The 24,479-nt window shown below is 42.2% G+C and carries 20 protein-coding genes, 1 riboswitch and 1 other annotated feature; all 20 genes read left to right on the top strand.

The genetic code is table 11. From position 1 onward, the window contains the following. Window positions 1-19: 19 nt before the first annotated feature. Window positions 20-553 (top strand): N-acetylmuramoyl-L-alanine amidase family protein, encoded by a 534-nt coding sequence (locus DW159_RS06270; RefSeq protein ID WP_117549498.1) that lies wholly within the window; start codon window positions 20-22, stop codon window positions 551-553. 80 nt (window positions 554-633) lie between these two features. Further along, window positions 634-771, top strand: a sequence feature (ribosomal protein L10 leader region). Window positions 772-807: 36 nt separating this feature from the next. Continuing rightward, window positions 808-1,296 (top strand): 50S ribosomal protein L10, encoded by a 489-nt coding sequence (gene rplJ, locus DW159_RS06265; protein ID WP_015534197.1) that lies wholly within the window; start codon window positions 808-810, stop codon window positions 1,294-1,296. Window positions 1,297-1,462: 166 nt separating this feature from the next. Next, window positions 1,463-1,831 (top strand): 50S ribosomal protein L7/L12, encoded by a 369-nt coding sequence (rplL, locus tag DW159_RS06260; RefSeq protein WP_015534196.1) that lies wholly within the window; start codon window positions 1,463-1,465, stop codon window positions 1,829-1,831. A gap of 287 nt (window positions 1,832-2,118) precedes the next feature. Continuing rightward, window positions 2,119-6,021 (top strand): DNA-directed RNA polymerase subunit beta, encoded by a 3,903-nt coding sequence (gene rpoB / locus DW159_RS06255; RefSeq protein WP_117549496.1) that lies wholly within the window; start codon window positions 2,119-2,121, stop codon window positions 6,019-6,021. Window positions 6,022-6,038: 17 nt separating this feature from the next. After that, a complete protein-coding gene (gene rpoC, locus DW159_RS06250; RefSeq protein ID WP_015534192.1) occupies window positions 6,039-9,761 on the top strand; it encodes a DNA-directed RNA polymerase subunit beta' in 3,723 nt (1,240 codons plus the stop codon). Window positions 9,762-9,940: 179 nt separating this feature from the next. Then, window positions 9,941-10,483 carry a hypothetical protein gene (locus tag DW159_RS06245; RefSeq protein ID WP_015534191.1) on the top strand — a complete coding sequence of 181 codons (543 nt, stop codon included), beginning with the start codon at window positions 9,941-9,943 and terminating at the stop codon, window positions 10,481-10,483. Window positions 10,484-10,576: 93 nt separating this feature from the next. Continuing rightward, window positions 10,577-10,996, top strand: coding sequence for a 30S ribosomal protein S12 (gene rpsL, locus DW159_RS06240; protein WP_004850608.1), 420 nt, complete (start codon window positions 10,577-10,579; stop codon window positions 10,994-10,996). Window positions 10,997-11,162: 166 nt separating this feature from the next. Then, complete coding sequence (rpsG, locus tag DW159_RS06235) at window positions 11,163-11,633, top strand: 30S ribosomal protein S7 (RefSeq protein ID WP_004850607.1); 471 nt, start codon at window positions 11,163-11,165, stop codon at window positions 11,631-11,633. A 92-nt stretch (window positions 11,634-11,725) separates the two neighbouring features. Next, entirely contained in the window at window positions 11,726-13,843 is a 2,118-nt protein-coding gene (fusA, locus tag DW159_RS06230; RefSeq protein WP_071849530.1) for an elongation factor G, read from the top strand. 202 nt (window positions 13,844-14,045) lie between these two features. Continuing rightward, window positions 14,046-15,233: an elongation factor Tu gene (gene tuf / locus DW159_RS06225; protein ID WP_004850603.1), complete on the top strand. Its 1,188-nt coding sequence runs from the start codon at window positions 14,046-14,048 to the stop codon at window positions 15,231-15,233. A 224-nt stretch (window positions 15,234-15,457) separates the two neighbouring features. Next, on the top strand, window positions 15,458-15,790 hold the full coding sequence (locus DW159_RS06220) for a TnpV protein (RefSeq protein ID WP_117549494.1): 333 nt from the start codon (window positions 15,458-15,460) through the stop codon (window positions 15,788-15,790). Window positions 15,791-15,841: 51 nt separating this feature from the next. Continuing rightward, entirely contained in the window at window positions 15,842-15,979 is a 138-nt protein-coding gene (locus DW159_RS06215; RefSeq protein WP_117549492.1) for a transposon-transfer assisting family protein, read from the top strand. 156 nt (window positions 15,980-16,135) lie between these two features. Then, a complete protein-coding gene (locus DW159_RS06210) occupies window positions 16,136-17,455 on the top strand; it encodes an AAA family ATPase (RefSeq protein ID WP_117549490.1) in 1,320 nt (439 codons plus the stop codon). Further along, the gene (locus tag DW159_RS06205; protein WP_117549487.1) at window positions 17,448-18,044 is read left to right on the top strand and encodes a hypothetical protein; all 597 of its coding nucleotides are present in this window, start codon (window positions 17,448-17,450) and stop codon (window positions 18,042-18,044) included. The genes DW159_RS06210 and DW159_RS06205 overlap by 8 nt, the downstream gene beginning before the upstream one ends. A gap of 160 nt (window positions 18,045-18,204) precedes the next feature. Beyond that, a complete protein-coding gene (locus DW159_RS14020) occupies window positions 18,205-18,330 on the top strand; it encodes a hypothetical protein (RefSeq protein WP_278320891.1) in 126 nt (41 codons plus the stop codon). Between the two features lie 95 nt (window positions 18,331-18,425). After that, window positions 18,426-19,328, top strand: a complete 903-nt coding sequence (locus DW159_RS06200) for a hypothetical protein (RefSeq protein WP_117549485.1) — start codon at window positions 18,426-18,428, stop codon at window positions 19,326-19,328. A 457-nt stretch (window positions 19,329-19,785) separates the two neighbouring features. Beyond that, a complete protein-coding gene (locus DW159_RS06195; RefSeq protein ID WP_117549484.1) occupies window positions 19,786-20,355 on the top strand; it encodes a helix-turn-helix domain-containing protein in 570 nt (189 codons plus the stop codon). A gap of 157 nt (window positions 20,356-20,512) precedes the next feature. Further along, window positions 20,513-20,611, top strand: a riboswitch (purine riboswitch). Between the two features lie 91 nt (window positions 20,612-20,702). Then, a complete protein-coding gene (locus DW159_RS06190; RefSeq protein WP_117549482.1) occupies window positions 20,703-22,076 on the top strand; it encodes an NAD(P)/FAD-dependent oxidoreductase in 1,374 nt (457 codons plus the stop codon). Between the two features lie 338 nt (window positions 22,077-22,414). Continuing rightward, window positions 22,415-23,032 carry a MurR/RpiR family transcriptional regulator gene (locus DW159_RS06185; protein ID WP_242992627.1) on the top strand — a complete coding sequence of 206 codons (618 nt, stop codon included), beginning with the start codon at window positions 22,415-22,417 and terminating at the stop codon, window positions 23,030-23,032. A 63-nt stretch (window positions 23,033-23,095) separates the two neighbouring features. Continuing rightward, the gene (locus DW159_RS06180) at window positions 23,096-24,067 is read left to right on the top strand and encodes a Gfo/Idh/MocA family protein (RefSeq protein ID WP_117549480.1); all 972 of its coding nucleotides are present in this window, start codon (window positions 23,096-23,098) and stop codon (window positions 24,065-24,067) included. Window positions 24,068-24,479: the final 412 nt, after the last annotated feature.

Here is a 24,479-nt window from a genome sequence, read left to right as displayed (position 1 = left end):
CCGGGGCTGGATGTTTTATATGGCAACAAAAATTATGATAGATGCCGGGCACGGCGGATATGACAACGGTGCATCGTATGAGGGCAGGCTTGAGAAAAACGATAACCTGAACCTGGCGCTGGCACTTGGGGATGAACTCACCCGCAGGGGATATGATGTGGTATACACCAGAACGGAGGATGTATACGATTCTCCGGTCCGCAAAGCACAGAAGGGAAATGAGAGCGGAGCAGATTATTTTATATCGCTTCACCGCAACTCTGCACCGGAGGCCAACAAGTACAGCGGAGTGCAGACCCTTGTCTACGATAAAAGCGGAGTGAAATACAATCTTGCACAGGAGATCAACAGCGAGCTTGAAAAGCTGGGCTTTCGAAATATAAATGTTGAGGAGAGGCCGGGGCTGGCGGTGCTGCGCCGGACTGAAATGCCCGCAGTGCTCATAGAAACAGGCTTTATCAACAACGATTACGACAATTACCTGTATGATTACAATTTTGAAGCCATAGCAGACGCAATAGCAAATGCTGTGGACGAGGCGATCGGCGCGTGAGTCTGGCAATAAACGGATCTGCAGCAGGCTGTGCAAAAAAATAAAAATAATTATTGACATTGTATTTGCGGTGTGTTACATTAAGCAACGATGAACTGCCGAAGACAGTAGGTGCCCCAGGGCGTAAGATGTTATATCACCTACCGAGGAAAGATATCGTTATTGAATTAACAATCTACTCTCAGGTCTTAGGACTTTGAGAGTTTTTTTATATCTTGGAATGTGCAGTCATTAGTAAAATAAGGAGGCGCATTATGGCAAAGGTAGAGTTAAAGAAGCCAATAGTAGAAGAGATCAAGGCAAATCTTGAAGGCGCTGCTACTGCAGTAGTTGTAGACTATCGTGGTCTTACAGTTGAGCAGGATACACAGCTCCGTAAGAATTTAAGAGAAGCTGGTGTTGTATACAAGGTATACAAGAACACAATGGTTAACTTCGCTATCGAGGGAACAGAGTTCGAAGGCCTTAAGGGTTGTTTAGAGGGACCAACTGGTCTTGCAATCTGCAAGGATGACGCTACAGCGGCTGCAAGAGTTCTTGCAGACTTCGCAAAGAATGCCCCAGCTCTTGAGCTTAAGGGCGGCGTTGTAGAAGGTACATTCTACGATGCAGAAGGAATCCAGGTTATTGCAAAGATCCCTTCAAGAGACGCGCTTATTTCCAAGTTCCTTGGAAGTATCCAGTCACCTATCGCAAACTTCGCTCGTGTTATCAAGCAGATCGCAGAGCAGAAGGAGGCTTAATATTAAGCCTGATAGAACATCTGATGTATATATCGGCACTGCCGGGATCATATGCTGTCAGATATTCAACTGTCTATATCATGGACAAAGGGTATCCGCATGATACGAGAATGATGTGTGGATGCATTACAAAATAACAAATTATATTATATGGAGGAAAAACATAATGACAACTCAGGAAATTATTGAAGTAATCAAAGGTTTATCAGTATTAGAGTTAAACGACTTAGTTAAGGCTTGTGAAGAGGAGTTCGGCGTATCAGCAGCAGCAGGTGTTGTAGTTGCAGCAGCAGGTGCAGACGGTGCAGCAGCAGCCGAGGAGAAGGATTCATTCAACGTAGAGCTTACAGAGGTTGGTCCTAACAAGGTTAAGGTTATCAAGGTTGTTCGTGAGCTTACAGGCTTAGGCCTTAAGGAAGCTAAGGACGCTGTAGATGGTGCTCCAAAGGTAATCAAGGAGGACGCTACTAAGGAAGAGGCTGAGGAAGCTAAGACAAAGCTCGAGGCTGAGGGCGCTAAGGTTACATTAAAGTAATTTGATCCTTATTTTATTATCAGACTTTATTCGGCCTGGCGGAGATGGATCTCATCCCGCCGGGCCGGTTTTTCTATACATCTTTTCTCAATTAATAAAAAAATCTAAAAAAATTCCAAAATATAGTTGACAAATATTGCATTTGCTGTTAGGATAGTAAACTGTCACTATTATGGCTTCGTGTGCATACACATCATAATAGGGTGATAAATGGCTTTAAAACACTTATTTAAACTAAGGTTTGTCTTAAAAAGCATAAAAATAAATTCCAAGGGGTGAATGTGTCGATGGAAAAGAACAGAATTAGTCCTGTCAAGTCTGGAAAAGGCTACAGAATGAGCTACGCTAAGCAGAAGGACGTCCTGGAGATGCCTAACTTCATAGAGGTTCAGAAGAATTCATACAACTGGTTCTTAACTGACGGTCTGAAGGAAGCATTCAGGGATATTTCTCCTATCACTGATTACTCTGGACAGTATAGTCTTGAATTCGTAGATTTTCAGTTCTGTAAAGATGACTTGAAGTACAGTATCGAGGAATGCAAGGAGAGAGATGCAACATATGCGGCGCCTCTCAGAGTCAAGGTCAGACTCAGAGTCGGAGATGCTAAGGAGATGTCAGATCATGAAATATTCATGGGTGATCTTCCTCTTATGACAGAGACAGGAACATTCGTTATCAATGGTGCAGAGCGAGTTATAGTAAGCCAGTTAGTGCGTTCACCTGGTATTTACTATGATATAACACATGATAAGGTTGGTAAGAAGCTGTATGCATGTACAGTAATTCCTAACAGAGGTGCATGGCTGGAGTATGAGACAGATTCCAACGATGTATTCTATGTTCGTGTGGACAGAACCAGAAAGGTACCTGTGACTGTTCTTATCCGTGCACTTGGTCTTGGAACAGATCAGGAGATCATAGATTTATTTGGCGAGGAGCCAAAGATCATGGAGAGTCTTAACAAGGATCCTGCAAAGTCGTATGCAGAGGGTGTGGTAGAGCTTTACAAGAAGATCAGACCGGACGAGCCTTCAGTAGTTGAGAATGCAGAGAGCCTTATTAATGCTATGTTCTTTGATGCGAGAAGATACGATCTTGCAAAGGTTGGACGTTACAAGTTCAACAAGAAGCTCGCTCTCAAGGCTCGTATAGCAGGACATGTCCTTGCTGAGGATGCTATCGATCCTAGCACAGGAGAGGTTATCGCTGAAGCTGGAACAACAGTATCAGAGGAGCTTGCAGACACAATTCAGGATGCAGCAGTTCCTTATGTTATGATCCAGACAGAGGAGAGAAACGTTAAGGTTCTTTCTAATATGATGGTCAACATTGCCAACTATGTGGATTTTGATCCTGCTGAGCTTGGCATTGTGGAGAGAGTATATTATCCGGTTCTCGAGGGACTCCTCGAGGAGTATGGCGATGATACAGAGAAGCTCAAGGCTGCCATAGAGAGAGACATGTCAGACCTCGTACCAAAGCATATTACAAAGGAAGACATATTTGCTTCCATAAATTACAACATTCACCTCGAGTATGGCATTGGTAATGACGATGACATCGACCATCTGGGCAACAGACGTATCAGAGCGGTTGGAGAGCTTCTTCAGAACCAGTATAGAATCGGTCTTTCAAGACTTGAGAGAGTTGTAAGAGAGAGAATGACAACACAGGATGCTGAGTCTATCACACCTCAGTCCCTTATCAATATCAAGCCTGTAACGGCTGCTGTTAAGGAGTTCTTCGGAAGTTCACAGTTGTCACAGTTTATGGATCAGAATAACCCTCTGTCAGAGCTGACTCATAAGAGAAGACTTTCAGCCCTTGGCCCTGGTGGACTTTCACGAGACAGAGCCGGATTCGAGGTCCGAGATGTACACTATACACACTACGGTAGAATGTGTCCTATCGAGACCCCTGAGGGTCCTAACATCGGACTTATCAACTCACTGGCTACATATGCGCGTATCAACGAGTATGGTTTCGTTGAGGCTCCATATAGAAAGCTTGATAAGACAGATCCTTCTAACCCTGTTGTTACAGATGAGGTTGTTTACCTTACAGCAGACGAGGAGGATAGATACAGAGTAGTACAGGCTAATGAGCCTATAGATGAGAATGGACACTTTGTCAAGAACAATGTATCAGGAAGATTCAGAGCTGATACAACCGAGTTCCCTAAGTCAAAGGTTGATCTCATGGATGTATCACCTAAGATGGTATTCTCAGTTGCTACATCGATGATCCCATTCCTTCAGAACGATGATGCTAACCGTGCCCTCATGGGATCAAACATGCAGCGTCAGGCGGTTCCTCTTATGATGACAGAGTCAGCAGTGGTTGGAACAGGTATGGAGGCAAAGGCTGCTGTAGATTCAGGTGTCTGCGTCGTTGCCAAGAGAGACGGTGTTGTAGAATATTCAAACAGCACAGAGATCTGTGTAAGAGCAGATGAGGATGGAACAAAGGATGTATATCACATCATCAAGTTTGCACGAAGCAACCAGGGTAACTGTATGAACCAGAGACCTATCGTGTTCAAGGGTGACCACGTAAAGGCTGGAGAGGTTATCGCAGATGGCCCTTCAACATCTGGCGGAGAGATCGCACTTGGTAAGAACCCACTGATCGGTTTCATGACATGGGAAGGTTACAACTACGAGGATGCGGTTCTTCTCAGCGAGAGACTTGTACAGGATGATGTATACACATCAATTCATATAGAGAAATACGAGTGTGAGGCTCGTGATACCAAGCTTGGTAAGGAGGAGATCACAAGAGATCTTGCAGGTCTGTCAAATGATGTCCTCAAGGATCTTGATGAGAATGGTATCATCAGAATCGGCGCAGAGGTTCGTGCCGGTGATATCCTCGTTGGAAAGGTTACTCCAAAGGGAGAGACTGAGCTGACAGCAGAGGAGAGACTTCTTCGTGCCATCTTCGGTGAGAAGGCAAGAGAGGTAAGAGATACATCACTGAAGGTTCCACACGGAGCATTCGGTATTGTTATAGATGCAAAGGTATTTACACGTGCTGATGGAGACGATCTTCCGGCAGGCGTAGACAAGAAGGTCAGAGTATATATAGCACAGAAGAGAAAGATCCAGGTCGGAGATAAGATGGCTGGTCGTCATGGTAACAAGGGTGTAGTTTCACGAGTGCTCCCTGTTGAGGATATGCCATTCCTTCCAAACGGACGTCCTCTTGATATCGTGCTTAACCCACTGGGCGTTCCTTCACGAATGAACATCGGACAGGTCCTCGAGATCCATCTAGGACTTGCTTCACAGGTTCTTGGATTCAAGGTATCCACTCCTGTATTCAATGGTGCTACAGAGTTTGACATCATGGATACACTGGAGATGGCCAATGACTATGCAAATGGTACATGGGAAGACTTCGAGGCTAAGTACAAGGATACAGTAAAGCCTGAGGTTATGGATTACCTCTACACGAACAGAGACCACAGAGCAGAGTGGAAGGGCGTGCCTATCAACAGAACAGGTAAGGTTCAGCTCCGTGATGGTAGAACAGGTGAGAACTTTGATGCCCCTGTAACTATCGGTTACATGCATTACCTCAAGCTGCACCATCTGGTTGATGATAAGATCCATGCTCGTTCAACCGGTCCATACTCACTGGTAACACAGCAGCCACTGGGTGGTAAAGCTCAGTTTGGTGGACAGCGTTTTGGAGAGATGGAGGTTTGGGCTCTTGAGGCTTATGGTGCTTCATACACACTGCAGGAGATTCTGACAGTTAAGTCTGATGATGTTGTAGGACGTGTTAAGACATATGAGGCTATTATCAAGGGCGACAATATACCAGCACCTGGTGTGCCTGAGTCATTCAAGGTACTTCTCAAGGAGTTCCAGGCTCTCGGACTTGATGTAAGAGTCGTAAGAGAGGAAGAGGACGAGGAAGGCAACAAGAAGATGGTTGAAGTTGATCTCAGCGAGACCATGGAAGCTTATGATTACAACACAAGTATCAAGAGACTTCTCAGCGACAGATCATCAGACAGAGACGATGATATGGATGAGAGCGATGCACCTGAGGTGTTCAGAGGCGATGACGCAGATGAGCTTCAGGCAAGCGGATTCTCAGAGGTTGATGAGAACGGCGATATAAGTGATATGGAAGACCTCGGCGATTCAGATTATATGGATAATAATGAGGAAGAATAAGAAAGGAGCTTTGTAAGATGCCAGAATACAATGTAGACAATGCAGAACAGGAAAAGTCATTGAACTTTGACGCAATAAAAATCGGACTTGCATCTCCTGAAAAGATAAGAGAATGGTCACATGGTGAGGTAAAGCGCCCTGAGACTATCAACTATAGAACACTTAAGCCTGAGAAGGACGGTCTGTTCTGTGAGAGAATATTTGGACCACAGAAGGACTGGGAGTGTAATTGTGGTAAGTACAAGAAGATCAGATTCAAGGGAATCGTGTGTGATAAGTGTGGAGTTGAGGTAACAAAGTCCAACGTTCGTAGAGAGCGTATGGGACATATTGAGCTCGCTGCTCCTGTATCACATATATGGTACTTCAAGGGAATCCCTAGCCGTATGGGACTGATCCTTGATATATCACCAAGAGTGCTTGAGAAGGTACTGTACTTCTCATCATATATAGTAACAGATCCAAAGGATACTCCGCTTGCTTACAAGCAGATCCTCAACGAGCAGGAGTTCAGAGAGGCAGAGAAGGAGTATGGTTACGGTTCATTCGTTGCAGAGATGGGCGCAGAGGCTATACAGAAGCTTCTCAAGGCAATAGACCTTGATGCCGAGAGTGCAGAGCTTAAGAAAGAGCTTGAGACATGCAGCGGCCAGAAGCGTACAAGGATCATCAAGAGACTTGAGGTAATGGAGGCATTCAGAACATCAGAGAACAGACCTGAGTGGATGATCATGAATGTAATACCTGTTATCCCACCAGATATCAGACCTATGGTACAGCTTGAAGGTGGAAGATTTGCAACATCAGACCTCAACGATCTGTACAGAAGAATCATCAACAGAAATAATCGTCTCCGCAGACTCCTTGATCTCGGTGCTCCTGAGATCATCGTGAGAAATGAGAAGAGAATGCTTCAGGAGGCAGTTGATGCACTTATAGATAACGGTAGACGTGGACGTGCGGTAACAGGCCCTGGTAACAGAGCACTGAAGTCACTTTCAGAGATGCTGAAAGGTAAGCAGGGACGTTTCCGTCAGAACCTTCTTGGTAAGCGAGTTGACTACTCAGGACGTTCAGTTATCGTAGTTGGACCAGAGCTTAAGATTTACCAGTGCGGTCTCCCTAAGGAGATGGCTATCGAGCTGTTCAAGCCATTTGTTATGAAGGAGCTTACAGCTACAGGTAAGGCAAACAATATCAAGCAGGCAAAGAAGATGGTAGAGAAGCTTGAGCCACAGGTTTGGGACATTCTTGAGGATGTCATCAAGGAGCATCCGGTTATGCTTAACCGTGCCCCTACACTTCACAGACTTGGAATCCAGGCATTTGAGCCAGTGCTTGTAGGCGGTAAGGCTATAAAGCTTCACCCGCTCGTATGTACAGCCTTCAATGCCGATTTCGATGGAGATCAGATGGCTGTCCATCTTCCACTTACAGTAGAGGCACAGGCTGAGTGTAGATTCCTTCTGCTTTCACCTAACAACCTGCTGAAGCCATCAGATGGTGCGCCTGTTGCCGTTCCTTCACAGGATATGGTACTTGGTATCTACTATCTGACAATGGAAAAGGAAGGCGAGATCGGAGAGGGAAGATATTTTAAGTCCAAGAATGAGGCAATACTTGCATATGAGAATGGTGGAATTACACTTCACACCAAGATCCATGTAAGAAGAACCGGTGAGTTCGAGGGCGAGGAAGTTACAGGTGTTATCGATACAACACTTGGAAAGCTTCTCTTCAATGAGATCATTCCACAGGATCTCGGATATGTAGACAGAACTGTTCGTGAGAACGCTCTGAAGCTTGAGATAGATTTCCATGTAGGAAAGAAGCAGCTCAAGCCAATCCTTGACAAGTGTATCAATACACATGGTGCAACAAAGACTGCGGAGGTTCTTGATGATGTCAAGGCAATAGGATATAAGTATTCAACAAGAAGTGCTATATCAGTATCTATTTCAGATATGAAGGTGCCTGATGAGAAGAAGGATATCCTTGAGGATGCACAGAAGCTCGTTGACCAAATCACCAAGAAGTTCAGACGTGGTCTTGTATCAGACGAGGAGAGATATCAGGCAGTAGTTAAGATATGGGAGAAGGCAGATAAACATCTGCAGGATCTCCTGTTCGCAGGTCTTGATAAATATAACAATATATTCATGATGGCTGATTCTGGAGCCCGTGGTTCTAATCAGCAGATCAAGCAGCTTGCAGGTATGCGAGGACTGATGGCAGATACAACAGGTAAGACCATTGAGCTCCCAATCAAGTCTAACTTCCGAGAGGGACTTGACGTTCTGGAGTATTTCATTTCGGCGCATGGTGCTCGTAAGGGTCTGTCAGATACAGCTCTTCGTACAGCCGATTCAGGATACCTGACAAGACGACTTGTAGATGTATCACAGGATCTTATAATCAGAGAGCCTGATTGTAGTATAGGAAGAGATTCAATTCCGGGTATGGTCATTGAGGCCTTCAGAGAGGGCAAGGAAATGATCGAGGAGTTTCAGGAGAGAATCACAGGACGTTACCTTGCAGAGTCTGTATATGATGCAGAGGGCAACATGCTTGTCAAGATAAATCATATGGTAACTCCTAAGAGAGCTGAGCTCATTGTTAAGAAGGGTGTCGATGCCAACGGAGTTCCATTCACCGTTAAGGATGACGATGGAAACGAAGTTGTAAGATCAGATGCAAAGCTTAAGATCAGAACAGTCCTCACATGTAAGTCACACCTCGGTGTGTGTGCAAAGTGCTACGGTGCGAACATGGCAACAGGAATGCCTGTACAGGTTGGTGAGTCAGTTGGAATTATCGCTGCACAGTCAATCGGTGAGCCTGGTACACAGCTTACAATGAGAACATTCCATACAGGTGGTGTTGCCGGTGGCGATATCACACAGGGTCTTCCAAGAGTTGAGGAGCTTTTCGAGGCCAGAAAGCCAAAGGGACTTGCGATCATTGCAGAGTTTGGCGGAAAGGTACAGCTCCGTGACAACAAGAAGAAGAGAGAGGTTGTCATAACAAACGATGAGACAGGTGAGTCAAAGGCATATCTTATTCCTTATGGTTCACGTATCAGAGTTCTTGATGACCAGGTACTCGAGGCTGGTGATGAGCTTACAGAGGGATCAGTTAATCCACATGATATCCTTAAGATAAAGGGTGTTCGTGCAGTTCAGGATTACATGCTCCGTGAGGTTCAGAAGGTTTACAGACTTCAGGGTGTTGATATCAATGATAAGCACATTGAGATCATCGTAAGACAGATGCTTAAGAAGATCATAATTGATGAGCCGGGAGATTCAGATTATCTTCCAGGAACACAGGCAGATCTGCTTGAGTTTGAAGATACAAATGAGAAGCTTATCGCAGAGGGCAAGGAGCCTGCAACTGGAACACAGATAATGCTTGGTATAACAAAGGCATCACTTGCAACTGATTCATTTATGTCGGCTGCATCATTCCAGGAGACAACAAAGGTTCTTACAGATGCTGCGATCAAGAGTAAGGTTGATCCACTTATCGGACTTAAGGAAAACGTTATCATCGGAAAGCTTATACCTGCTGGTACAGGAATGAAGAGATATCGTTCAGTAAAGCTTGACACTGATATGGAAGAGCTTAACTTCTTTGATGAAGATGAGGATACAGATGATTACGAAGAGTTAGAGAATGTAAATTCAGAGGAGATCGTATTTGAGACCCTTGATACAGCCGGAGATGCTGACGAAGAGTAATCACTCATTTGCTTGGATGTATATAAAAAAGTAGTGGCTGCGAAGCTGCTCGACATGAAGGATATAAGGGGAATCCGGGATATGTCAATTTCTCATAAAGGTATTCAGATATACCTGTGAGAAATAGGATATGCCGGATTTCTTTTTGGAAATATTTAGTAAGAAAGAAATGGAATAATATGGCTGCTGTAAAGAAAATCAATAAAGAAGGTATATTAGAAGCGGCGTATAACCTTGCCAGAAGAGAAGGAATTGCCGCAATAACAGCAAGAAAACTGGCAAAAGAGATTTCCTGTTCAACACAACCAATATATGAGAATTTTGTTGATATGGGAGCTGTTATAGAGATTACAACAGAGCGTATAAATGAGGTTTACGGTTCCCTGAAGACAAGTCTGTGTAAGAAAGAGAATGCGGATTATGTCAGCCAGACCACTATTGTCTGTGAGTTTGCAGACAGTGAGAGGGTGTTGTTCAGACAGCTCGTTGCAGACAATGACTCGGGACATGGACTGTTTAAGGATACCAGGACAGAGAAGATGTTAGTTGAGACACTTCACTGTGATGAGATTGTTGCAGATCAGATAAATGAGGAAATGCACAAATATATAATGGGACAGGCGTTTCTTGTAAATGAAGGTTATACAGAATTTGATCAAGCCAGACTGGCAATGGAAACAGAGAGAGTCTTTGAGTTCGTTAAGAAAATATTTGTCAAATAAATGCTTGACAGAGAAAATACTCGACTATATAATGATAAAGCATGCGTAAAAACATGCTTTATCATTTTTAATTTATATACAGGAGGTGAAAACATGCCAACATTTAACCAGTTAGTTAGAAAAGGAAGACAGACAGTAGAGAAGAAGTCAACTGCACCAGCTCTTCAGAGAAGTTTCAACTCACTTAAGAAGAAGCCAGTAGAGACAAGCTCACCACAGAAGAGAGGAGTTTGTACAGCAGTTAAGACAGCTACTCCTAAGAAGCCTAACTCAGCTCTTAGAAAGATCGCCAGAGTACGTCTTTCAAACGGAATCGAAGTAACAAGTTATATCCCAGGTGAGGGTCATAACCTTCAGGAGCATAGCGTTGTACTTATCCGTGGTGGAAGAGTAAAGGACTTACCTGGTACAAGATACCATATCATCAGAGGTACTCTTGATACAGCAGGTGTAGCAAAGAGACGTCAGGCTCGTTCAAAGTATGGTGCAAAGCGTCCTAAGGATGCAAAATAAAACATGCTAGAACACAATTCTAATTTGTGCTGGTAAGGTCATGTTTTTATATAGATAATAATTCAGATAGAAACAGTTAAGACAGATAACAGCACGAACACATTCCATAATTATAGAGAGAATGTGAGTACCGAAGATTTAATAAATAATTAAGGAGGGAAGAACCGTGCCACGTAAAGGACATATCGCAAAGAGAGACGTATTAGCGGATCCAATTTACAACAATAAGGTCGTTACAAAGCTTATCAACAACATTATGTTAGATGGTAAGAAGGGTGTAGCACAGAAGATCGTCTACGGTGCATTTGATCGTATCGCAGAAGAGACTGGTAAGCCTGCATTAGAGGTATTCGAAGAGGCTATGAACAACATCATGCCACTCCTCGAGGTTAAGGCTAGACGTATCGGTGGTGCAACATACCAGGTACCTATCGATGTAAGACCTGACAGAAGACAGGCTCTCGGACTTCGTTGGTTAACAGCTTTCTCACGTGCAAGAAGTGAGAAGACTATGGAAGAAAGACTTGCGAAGGAGATCATGGATGCAGCTAACAACACAGGTGCATCTGTAAAGAGAAAAGAAGACATGCACAAGATGGCAGAGGCAAACAAGGCATTCGCTCACTACAGATTCTAATTGTCTGTGTGAGAATGCATTTGTATGCATGCTTATGTGTATATGGGACACAATAGATGTGTTACGAAAAATAGCAAAAGGAGGACAATCCGTTGGCTGGAAGAGAATATCCATTGGACAGAACAAGAAACATTGGTATTATGGCTCATATCGATGCCGGTAAGACAACTCTTACAGAGCGTATCTTATACTATACTGGTGTTAACTATAAGATTGGTGATACTCATGACGGTACAGCTACCATGGACTGGATGGAGCAGGAGCAGGAGAGAGGTATAACAATTACTTCAGCTGCTACAACATGCCATTGGACACTTGAGGATCATCACAAACCAAAGGCTGGCGCGTTAGAGCACAGAATCAACATCATCGATACTCCGGGACACGTTGACTTCACTGTTGAGGTTGAGCGTTCACTTCGTGTACTTGACGGAGCTGTAGGTGTATTCGATGCTAAGGCTGGTGTAGAGCCTCAGTCAGAGAACGTATGGCGTCAGGCTGACACATACAATGTACCTCGTATGGCATTCATCAACAAGATGGATAAAATGGGTGCAGACTTTTTCTACTCAGTTCAGACAATCATTGATCGTCTGGGCAAGAATGCAATTCCAGTACAGATCCCTATCGGAAAAGAGTCAGACTTCATCGGTCTGATCGATCTGTTCGAGATGGAAGCATACTACTACAAAGATGATAAGGGCGAGGACATCGAGATCACAACTATCCCTGATGACCTTAAGGAGCTTGCAGACAAGTGGCATGAGAACCTTGTCGAGAAGATCTGCGAGTTAGATGACGACTTAATGATGATGTACCTTGAGGGCGAGGAGCCATCAATCGATGAGATGAAGAAGGTTCTTCGTAGAGCAACTATCGCATGTGAGGCAGTTCCTGTATTCCTTGGTTCAGCTTACAAGAACAAGGGTGTTCAGAAGATGCTTGACGGTGTTATCGAGTACATGCCAGCACCAACAGATATCCCTGATATCACAGGTGTTGATCCAGACGGTAACGAGGTTGTTCGTCATTCATCAGATGATGAGCCATTCTCAGCTCTTGCATTCAAGATCATGACAGATCCATTCGTTGGAAAGCTTGCATTCTTCAGAGTTTACTCAGGTACACTGAACTCAGGTTCATATGTACTGAATGCAACAAAGGATAAGAAGGAGCGTGTAGGACGTATCGTACAGATGCATGCCAACGCTCGTAAAGAGATTGATAAGGTTTACTCAGGAGATATCGCAGCTGCTGTAGGTTTCAAGCTTACAACTACAGGTGACACAATCTGTGATGAGCAGCATCCAGTTATCCTTGAGTCAATGGAGTTCCCAGAGCCAGTTATCGAGCTTGCTATCGAGCCTAAGACCAAGAATGATCAGGGTAAGATGGGTGAGGCACTCGCAAAGCTTGCTGAGGAGGATCCTACATTCAAGGCTCATACAGACAAAGAGACAGGTCAGACAATTATCGCCGGAATGGGTGAGCTTCACCTTGAGGTTATCGTTGATCGTCTTCTCCGTGAGTTCAAGGTTGAGGCAAACGTTGGTGCACCTCAGGTTGCTTACAAGGAGACATTCACAAAGCCAGTTGATATCGACAGCAAGTATGCTAAGCAGTCAGGTGGTCGTGGACAGTACGGTCATTGTAAGGTTAAGTTCGAGCCTATGGATCCTAACGGTGAGGAGACATTCAAGTTCGAGTCAACAGTTGTCGGTGGTGCTATTCCTAAGGAGTACATCCCAGCAGTTGGAGAGGGTATCGAAGAGGCAGCTAAGGCTGGTATCCTTGGCGGCTACCCAGTACTTGGTGTTTATGCTAACGTATACGATGGATCATACCATGAGGTCGATTCATCAGAGATGGCATTCCACATCGCTGGTTCTATGGCATTCAAGGAGGCTATGGCTAAGGCTGACCCAGTTCTTCTTGAGCCTATCATGAAGGTTGAGGTTACAATGCCTGAGGAGTACCTCGGTGATGTAATCGGAAGCTTAAATGCTAAGAGAGGCCAGATCGAGGGTATGGATGATATCGGCGGTGGTAAGATCGTCAGAGCATTCGTTCCACTTGCAGAGATGTTCGGATACTCAACAGAGCTTCGTTCATCAACACAGGGTCGTGGTAACTACTCAATGTTCTTTGAGAAGTACGCTCAGTGTCCAAAGAGCATTCAGGAGAAGGTTATCGCAGAGCATTCTAAGTAAGATATTTGACGAAAGACATTTTCCTGGTCTTTCAGGTCATATAAATAAAAAATTATATATGCTGGCAGGTTAAAGATTACATATCGTTAGCCTGCTAGTATAAAGAGATAAAAAATGGTTGAAAATCTCTAGTATTTTCTATATAATGATTTTTAGCCGAGTAACCCGCGTGGGGTATAATTTTTAAGGAGGATTTTATATCATGGCAAAGGAAAAGTTTAATAGAAGTAAGCCACATTGTAACATCGGTACAATCGGACACGTAGATCACGGTAAGACTACTCTTACAGCTGCTATCACAAAGGTTCTTTCAGAGAGAGTTGCTGGTAACACAGCTACAGATTTCGAGAACATTGATAAGGCTCCAGAGGAGAGAGAAAGAGGTATCACTATCTCTACAGCTCACGTTGAGTACGAGACAGAGAAGAGACATTACGCACACGTTGACTGTCCAGGACATGCTGACTACGTTAAGAACATGATCACTGGTGCAGCTCAGATGGATGGTGCTATCCTTGTTGTTGCTGCTACTGATGGTGTTATGGCTCAGACAAAGGAGCATATCCTTCTTTCACGTCAGGTTGGTGTTCCTTACATCGTTGTATTCCTTAACAAGTGTGATATGGTAGACGATGAGGAGCTTATCGAGCTCGTTGAGATGGAAGTTACAGAGCAGCTTGAGGAGTACGGATTCAATGATTGTCCTATCGTTAAGGGTTCAGCTCTTAAGGCTCTTGAGGATCCAATGGGACCTTGGGGAGACAAGATCATGGAGCTTATGGATACAATTGATTCATATATTCCAGATCCACAGAGAGATACAGATAAGCCATTCATCATGCCTGTAGAGGACGTATTCACAATCACAGGTCGTGGTACAGTTGCTACTGGTAGAGTAGAGGCTGGTGTAATTCACCTCAATGATGAAGTTGAGATCGTTGGTATCAAGCCAGAGATCCAGAAGACAACAGTAACAGGTATCGAGATGTTCAGAAAGCTCCTTGACGAAGGTCAGGCTGGTGATAACATCGGTGCCCTTCTTCGTGGTATCAAGAGAGAGGATATCGTAAGAGGACAGGTTCTTTGTAAGCCAGGTTCAATTACATGTCATACAAAGTTCACAGCACAGGTTTACGTTCTGACAAAGGACGAGGGTGGTCGTCATACACCATTCTTCAACAACTATCGTCCACAGTTCTACTTCAGAACAACAGACGTTACAGGTGTATGTAACCTTCCAGCTGGTACAGAGATGTGCATGCCTGGTGATAACGTAGAGATGACAATCGAGCTCATCCACCCAATCGCTATGAGCCAGGGTCTTACATTCGCTATCCGTGAGGGTGGTAGAACTGTAGGTTCAGGAAGAGTTGCTACTATCATCGAGTAACTAACGCGTTAGCTTTGAGCTAAGTGCATTAAATACAAGAGAAAGCAGTCCGTCGTGCTTGCACGATAAGGGCTGCTTTTTCTTGTATTTACAGGCATTCAGCGAATGCCGTGATGAGCTCGTGCGAAGCGCGGGCGAAATGCACTTAGCGAAAAATCAAGGCTTCCAGAGGTTTTCCTCTGGGAGCCTTTTTGACGTTACGGTGAACGATTATGAAATAAATCTTGAAAACTGTATTAACAACGAATATATTTGCAAACGAGGAGCCGGAGCAGACACTAACCAAGTATGGTATGCTCCGGGAGAGCTTTCTGAAAAATAATCATAAAGGCATTTACACAGGAAAGCTGCTGGCGGGTACATTAAAAGAGCACTGCCTCGATATACAGGAGCAGGCAGAAAATATGGTAGAATGTCTCACAAAACAGCTAGTGGCGGTAGAAGGTATTAGTGAAGATTTGAAAAGCTATAATCAGATGAAATGGGTACGCAGGATGAATTCGATAAGAAATAGGGTGGATGAAGTAGTGCTGACAGAGGTTGTATATAAGATATAATCGATTACCTGTTCAAATCAGCAAGGCATGGATGAGTAGTACAGGACGGAAATGACCGGGCTGATCAGACAGGTAATGCAGCACATGAAGGACAGCGATATGGAGGAGCTTGGGGAGCAGGTGTTAGGTAAGCTCCAGAACATGACAGATGAGGAATTTGCAGAAATTTCTCTGGAAGTGGCAAAATGATAACTGAACCTCGTTGAGTAAAAGGTGAGTAAAACTAGAGTGAAATTAAAAAAGAAAATAAAAATTGCTTATATTTAGAAAAATATTGAATATAATAATATAAATATAAAAAATACGCAAAAAATACTTGCACTTTATTAAAAGAGGTGATATATTATGAGTACAATAAAAGAAAAAGGATGTGTCAGTATGAAGATTCAAGCTGTTTTGATTGATGGCTTCAAAAATTTATCAAATGTAAAAATTTCTTTTGATAATATTACTGCTCTTGTTGCACTTAATAATTTTGGTAAGTCAAATGTGCTTTCCGGCATTGATTTTGGATTAGCATTTATTAAAGCTACAATTGAAGATAAAAAGGAAATGATGGCAAATTCTAATTTAATTCCAATTAATTGTAATATGATTGGAAAAAATTATAAGTATGAGATGGAGGTGTCTACTGATATTCATGGTCAGGAGTACATCGTCCAGTATGGCTTTGAGTTTGTATGGAAAAACAGTGAGGATATGGAGCCGGGAATTGTTTCTGAGTTTCTAAAAGTTAAGCTTAACGAGAAAGGACAGAAGTATACTCAGTTAATCAATAGAACACTGGACACAGCGTTATATAAGAGTTCTGAGACAGGACGATGTTCGTCAAAGATAAAAGTTGATTCTGCAGAGCTTGTTGCAAATAAACTAAGAGCTTACGATGAGTTATATTATGCAGAGATTATTACAAAGCTAAATGGAATGAAGATATATATGGAAAATAATCTGGATGCAAAGAGTTTTTATCAGCCAGATCCAATTATTCGTAAGGGATTTGAAAATGAGATGATTAACGCTGATAATCTTCCACGTATTATCTTCAATTTGAAGAAACAGAATTCAGACAAATTTGAATTGTTGAAAGATGTGTATTTTCAGTTATTTCCAGACATTGAGGATGTTATTGTAAAGAATTTCAAAATCAATGCAGATGAAAGTGACCAGTTTCCTGACGATGCGCCATTTGTATTTACGAATTCTATCTATGTATTATTTGTTAAAGATAAAAACTTAGCCAACCCAGTTAATTTTTCGATGATGTCAGATGGAGCAAAGAGAGTATTTATGATATTGACCAAGATAATTGTATCTAGTGTAAGCAATATATCATTGATAGCGATCGAAGAGCCTGAGAACTCTGTTCATCCCGGACTATTTCAAGCATATATACAAATTATAAGTCAGCTGTTAGATGATTGTAAGGTAATTATTACTAGTCATTCGCCATATATTATCAGCTATTTAAACCCTTCTTGGATTCATGTTGGTATGAATAGAAAGCCCGGCGTGGCAGAATTCTTTACTTTAAAAAAATCAGGTCAGAAACAGTTGGAGAATGATGCAGCTGGATTTAATATGAGCATGGGAGACTATCTGTTCTCAATGCTTGCCGATGCAGAGAGTAACATAAGCGATTATTTGGAGTGTGATGTTGATGAGTAAATGTCTTGTACTTTTTGTGGAGGGAGATACTGAGGTCGAATTTTACAAACAAGTAGTCGCAAATGCCAGAAAGCTACATCCTGCGGGAAGATTCGATACTAATATTGAATACAGAAATGTTAGAGGTGTAGGTGGTTTTAAAAATATCGCTCTAAGAAAATTCACAAAAGAAATCAAGCCTAAATATGGGGATGACTGTGAGTTCACAATTGTTTTATGTAGTGATACGGATGTATTTGATTTTGCGCCAAAACCGCCGATAAAGTGGGATGAAGTAAAGAAAGAACTTGCGAATAATGGAGCTACTAAAGTTATTCACGTACAGGCAAAGAGGTCAATTGAAGACTGGTTTTTGTATGATATAGAAGGAATTTTGGGGTTCTTGAGGCTGAGTAAAAATACAAAAGTATCAGGAAGGAGTGGATACGATAAGCTCCAGCGTTTGTACAAGCAAGCCAATAAAGTTTATTACAAAGGAATAAAGAGTAATGGTATGATAGAACGCTTGAATATTGAAAAAATTGCAAATGCAGTGAAAGAACAGCTGAATCCATTATATAAGGCTCTTGGAGTAGAAAAAATTAAATAATAGTATGTAAGAGCATTGTTCTTTACATAGAAAAAGCCAGAGATTAACTCTGACTAATTCCCTTGCCAAAGAAGGTCTTTGGACTTATTTTTCTCGCAAACTAATAATACCAAAGAAAGCCTTCTTCTGCAAGGAGATTTTGCAAAGGAGGTATAGCGATATGGCAGTACATCACGGTGGAAAAGTAGGAAAAGCGGGTAAGACTCTTGCTAGTAAATCGTCTAGTAAACAGTCGAAAAGCAAAGCTGGAGCTATATTAGCTAATCATAAAGCCAAATGTCATTAATGACTAATACGGACCTAAGCATGTCTTTAAAAGGCTTTATTTTTATTTGAAACTTATATCAAATTGATTATGTAAAATGAATAGGAGAAATTGAAATGGCACAACATTGCATTAAAGGCAAAAGAATTAGAAGAGTATGTATACCAAAAGAATATGATATAGATAAGATACAAATAGGAATTCCTGTAATCTGCGATGAAGCAAAGAAGATCGGCTTAATTAAAAATGGCGATGTAGTATTACCTTCTGGAATATTTGGAGCACAGTGTAGAAGAAATGCATATGGATATTCTTATGCAGATAAGTCAAAACCTAAAGAACGCCGATATGTGTCAACAAATTGGGTGCATCCTTTTGGGAATATCAACGCCTCTGAGGTAGCAGTTGATATCTATAGACCGTGTTGGCCGCAGGTAGAAGTGCCACCTTACGGAATAGAATTACAGCTGTTTAAAAACAAAAATGGACAACTATATGTTATAGTTGATCTAACTGATGAAATAAGATCTAATTACTTGAAAGAAGCTGTTAACATCTTGCTGGAAATATATGGTGTGTGTTATATTTTTGATGGAGAAATTCAGTTAGATTATTCATCAAAAAGACAGAGATGTAACTGGGAAATGCTCCCTCCTGGTGAAATGCCAAGTAGACATATAAAAAAGCTATTAGGAGAACGTGGAGAAAAAACAGATACGTATGATATTTTTAGATTAGAATATATGGAAAAATATAATTCAGAAAAAATAGTAGAAGGTATTAACGGTTTTAAAGGTTATTATGCGTTCATATTCTCAAAGTGTTGTGTATTAGAATCTGCAATTTACGGAAATGCAACCTACATAATTCCTAAAGAAAATTGGGAGATTTTAAGTCAAAAAACAAAGAAAGAGCTTTTTGATGAAAATAAAGTAATAGTAAAAATTGATCACTCAGCTAAATGGAAACAAAATATAAGTGATAAATTTAGAATGTTGGAAGTGGTATTAAGTAAATAATTAGTAAATATGTGTGATGTAATGAATAAGAAATTTGGAATTAAAGGTTAAGTGTGCTACCTGATCAGAATCTAGAGTATTGCTTCTTGGCAACATTTTGGCAACAAAAACTCCGCCAACCACAAAAATGACATACCATATTATGCAAAATAAGCCATATATTACACACAAAACACTGTAATAAACCAAGAAAACGCTATAACCAAATCCGTGAGGGTGGTAGAACAGTAGGTTCAGGAAGAGTTGCAACTATCATCGAGTAATCGCTGATAAACCGCATAAATAAAGGATTTTCAGACCTTCGAGGGTTCGCCCTCGGAGGTCTTTTTTTCTGTCCGAAAATGGGTGGTGACCTTATTTTGACCTTGTATTAGCTGAAAATGGCCAATTCCCGCACTGTGTCCTGTAAAAAACATCCGAAAAACACTACTATATTAGCTGAAAGGAGGCAACAGATATGGATCAGAAAAAGTCCGGTTCATTCCTAAGAGAACTGAGAAAGGAAAAACAGCTTACCCAGGAACAGCTTGCTGAGCGGTTTGGAGTAACAAGCCGCAGTGTGTCAAGGTGGGAGACAGGCAGCAATATGCCGGATCTCAGTATCCTGGTGGAGCTGGCAGATTTCTATGATGTTGATATCAGGGATATCATTGATGGAGAAAGGAAGGGTGAGGACATGAATAAGGAAGAGAAAGAGAGATTGCAGCTTGTAGCGGATTATGCAGAAACTGAGAAGAATACATTGTTGATGAGGTTGCGTATATTCAGCATAGTGGGGTTGGTTTCGCTCATTGCAGGACTGACGATGATGGTGATCAGCAGAGACAACAATCTTCCAGTCTATGATTATTTGATGGGGACGCTTATGGGAGTTGCTATAGGTGCGTTGCTGGTTGCGGTGTTCTATTCAACCGGAGTTTTAGAAAACATGAGGAAACGGAAAAGAACGCTTATGAAAGTCCTTTTGGTAATAAGCATATTATTCCTGCTTGGAACATTCATCGCGGCAATCGTAGCATCGTTATGATATAATGAGCATTGCGACGGTTGAGCTTGCGCAAACTAAATGTAATATGCTATAATTTTTAAGGATGCAATGTGGACGATCAGTTTGTGGCATCCACATGAGCACAGATATTTTGCGTGAGATATAGTAAATATGAATAGTGCAATCATTTTTTATGACGAAAGAATTACAATTATATATGTATAAGCCCATAATATGGTTGGGCGTATCTACCAGCTACCGATAATAGTTGACTACGACATGGATTGCCGTGGTCAACTATATTTTTGTGTAAAAATATGTGTGTGGATACAGAGTATGGATGGGGTTTTAACAAAAAATATAAAATGATTTTGGAGGGTGCGCGTATGAGGTATGATGTGATAATTATTGGAGCGGGACCAGGAGGAATATTTTCTGCATATGAGCTGACAAAGCAGGCTCCGAATCTCAAGGTTGCAGTGTTTGAGGCTGGACATGAGCTTAAGAGAAGAAAATGTCCGATAGACGGCACAAAGATCAAGAGCTGCGTGGGATGTGATAGCTGTTCGATCATGAGCGGATTTGGTGGTGCAGGTGCATTTTCCGATGGAAAGTACAATATCACAAATGACTTTGGCGGAAGTCTGTATGAGTACATCGGCAAGAACGAGGCCATAGACATCATGAAGTATGTGGATGATATCAATATGGAGTACGGCGGAGAGGGTACGAAGCTTTATTCCACTGCCGGCACAAGATTCAAGACAGTGTGTCTGCAGAACAGGCTTCATCTGCTGGATGCCTCGGTCAGACATCTTGGCACGGACATCAACTATATAGTTCTAGAGAATCTGTATGAATATCTTCAGGACAAGGTAGAGTTTTATTTTGACACACCTATACAGACTGTGGAAAAGCTAGACGATGGAACATATAGTGTATGCTGCAAGAAGGGTACATTTGCTTGTAACAAATGTATCATATCCGTTGGAAGAAGCGGAAGTAAATGGATGGAGACAGTGTGCAGGGAGCTTAATGTGCCTACGAAATCCAACAGAGTAGATATAGGAGTCAGAGTAGAGCTTCCTGCAGCCATATTTGCACATTTGACGGATGAGCTCTATGAGAGCAAGATAGTATACAGAACGGAGAAGTATGGAGATAAGGTGCGAACCTTCTGCATGAACCCAAGGGGCGCCGTGGTTACTGAGAATACAAATGGAATCATAACGGTAAATGGCCACAGTTATGAGGATCCTGCAAAGCAGACGGATAATACAAACTTTGCGCTCCTTGTGGCAAAGCATTTTTCAGAGCCGTTCAAGGACTCCAACGGATACGGCGAGAGCATAGCGAGACTCAGCAACATGCTGGGCGGCGGAGTAATAGTGCAGAGATTTGGCGACCTCATAAGGGGACAGCGCTCCACCCAGAGCAGGATAGAGGAAGCGTTTATCACACCTACGCTCAATGCCACACCGGGAGATCTGAGCCTTGTCCTTCCAAAGAGAATCCTGGATGGAATAATCGAGATGATCTACGCTCTTGATAAGATAGCCCCAGGAACGGCAAATGAAGATACACTGTTGTATGGAGTTGAGGTCAAATTCTACAACATGGAGGTAGAGGTAGATGACAAGCTGGAGACAATATATAAGGGACTGTATATCATAGGCGATGGAAGTGGTATAACCCACTCGCTGTCCCATGCATCTGCAAGCGGTGTATATGTAGCAAGAAATATTGCACATGGCGAATAAAATGAATAGATATTTATATAGAAGAAAGTCATTCAAAACAGAGTATCATGATAGGGGTTCCAGATACTCTGTTTTTATTTGATAAATGAGTTTCAAGCAAAAATACATTTGTTTGACTGGATGGGAGAAGAATGGTAGAGTTGTGAATGGCATGAAAATAGATTTAAAGTCTGCAACAAATATGAAAACAAATTTAACTGAGAAAATTATTAGTGGCATTGTATAGAAGACACTATATGATGGATTATTTTCGAAAGAAGAAAGAAAATAGGAAAATATGGAAGGATCAGTTATAAATCAGATATGCGCATCTCAAGATATCGCTGGCGAGAGAACTCGTGGATGCCAAGGATGACGGTGAGATATCTGGACATATATCTGTGGATGATATGGAAGGTTCTCTGAGAGGGATACTGTCGAATAAAATGGAAGAACTGAGACAAACTGTGGCCATGATCGACAGAGAGGAACTGAAAAAGATATTGGATGTGATAAACAATGCCGATACGGTACTCATGGCGGCTGTGGGCAATACGATACCGGTTGCCATGGATGGCGCATACAAGCTTAACCAGATAGGTATACGTGCCGTGTCAACACCGATATGGGAGACTGAACTTGGATACAGTTATAATCTGAACGACAAGGATGTTGTGGTAGCGATATCCAACTCCGGAGAGTCGACAGGCGTGATCCAGATATTGGAAGCGGCAAAGAGCCGCGGCGCAGTCGCCATATCAATAGCCAATAATGCCAGATCAAGTGTTGCGGAGCTTAGCACATATCACATAACGACAGCTACCCGTGAAAAATTATTTCTTGATGGGTACTGCTTTTCAAGGGTGTCTGCAACCATGGTGATAGAGATAATATATCTGCTGCTTGCATCTATGAGAAAGGAATCCTACGAGTCTATAGTGCGACACGAACAGGCGATGGCCTATACAAAGGAGTGACATGATGCTTATGTATAGTGTATATACAATCCAAATACATAATTATATATGGAGGAAACAGACATGAAAGATATCAAGTGGGCAGTTCTTGGAACAGGAGTTATCGCAAATGAGATGGCAGTGGCACTCAAAAAGAATGGCAGGAACATTTATGCGGTTGGTAACAGGACGTATGACAAAGCGGTGGCATTTGCTGGGAAGTATGGCATAGATAAGGTTTATTCAGACTACAATGAGATGTTCACGGATCCGGAGGTGGACGTGATATACATAACGACACCACACAATACACACATACAGTTTATGAGAAAAGCAATAGAGAATGGTAAGCATATATTGGTGGAGAAGTCTATAACATTGAACAGCGATGAACTCGAAGAGATGGTAAAACTTGCAGAGCAGCATAATGTGATCATAGGTGAAGCGATGACTATTTATCATATGCCTATTTACAGAAAACTTAAGGAGTTAGTGGACTCGGGTGCACTTGGCAAAGTCAATCTCATAACCATGAATTTTGGAAGCTTCAAAGACTATGATATGAACAATCGATTCTTCAACAGAAACCTTGCGGGAGGGGCAATGCTGGATATAGGTGTGTATGCCCTGTCATTTATAAGGTGGTTCATGGACTCAAAGCCAGATAAGCTCCTTTCACAGGTTAAGCCTGCGCCTACTGGAGTGGATGAGCAGGCAGGACTTTTGCTTATGAATAAGGAAGGCCAGATGGCAACCGTTATGCTGTCCCTTCACTCGAAGCAGCCGAAACGTGGAATGGTATCATGTGAAAATGGATATATAGAGGTGATGGAGTATCCAAGAGCGTGGGAGGCAAAGGTCACATACACAGATACAGGCAAAACTGAGACTGTTGCAGCCGGAGAAAATGCGGATGCCCTTGCGTATGAGCTTCAGGACATGGAGAGTGCGATATCCGGTGATGGAGATATGTATTTGGAATATACAAAGGATGTCATGGATATGATGACAGAGTTCAGAAGATCATGGCGATTTACATATCCAGAGGAAGAATAGGTAGAAGGTAGATTGCCATATGTAGGGGAGGCTGTTTAGAACAATTGCACACAATTGTCAGATAAATAAAGAAAGTCCTTGACATAAGATTGCCGTAGTGGTATCTTATAAAAGCTGTCGCATGAACAGGCAGCAGACGACAGCTTTTATAGGTATACAACATGATATGTCACTGAGACATGATTATAAATTACCTGAAAAAAGTTGTTGACATACACACTTCGGTGTGGTAGTATTTAGAAGTTGTCGCCGAAGAGGTCGGACATCAGCAATCGAAAAGGTCTTGAAAAAAGATAAAAAAGTTGTTGACAAAGAACTTCAGATGTGATAACATATAGAAGTTGTCGCTGAGAGGCGAAAACATAAAGAACCTTGAAAAATTAACAACATGACAACCCTGAAATTCCAAACA

Origin of the sequence: Coprococcus sp. AM14-16, assembly GCF_003434675.1 — a bacterium.
GTDB classification, from domain to species: domain Bacteria; phylum Bacillota; class Clostridia; order Lachnospirales; family Lachnospiraceae; genus Coprococcus; species Coprococcus aceti.
This window is presented reverse-complemented; position numbering and strand designations above follow the sequence as displayed.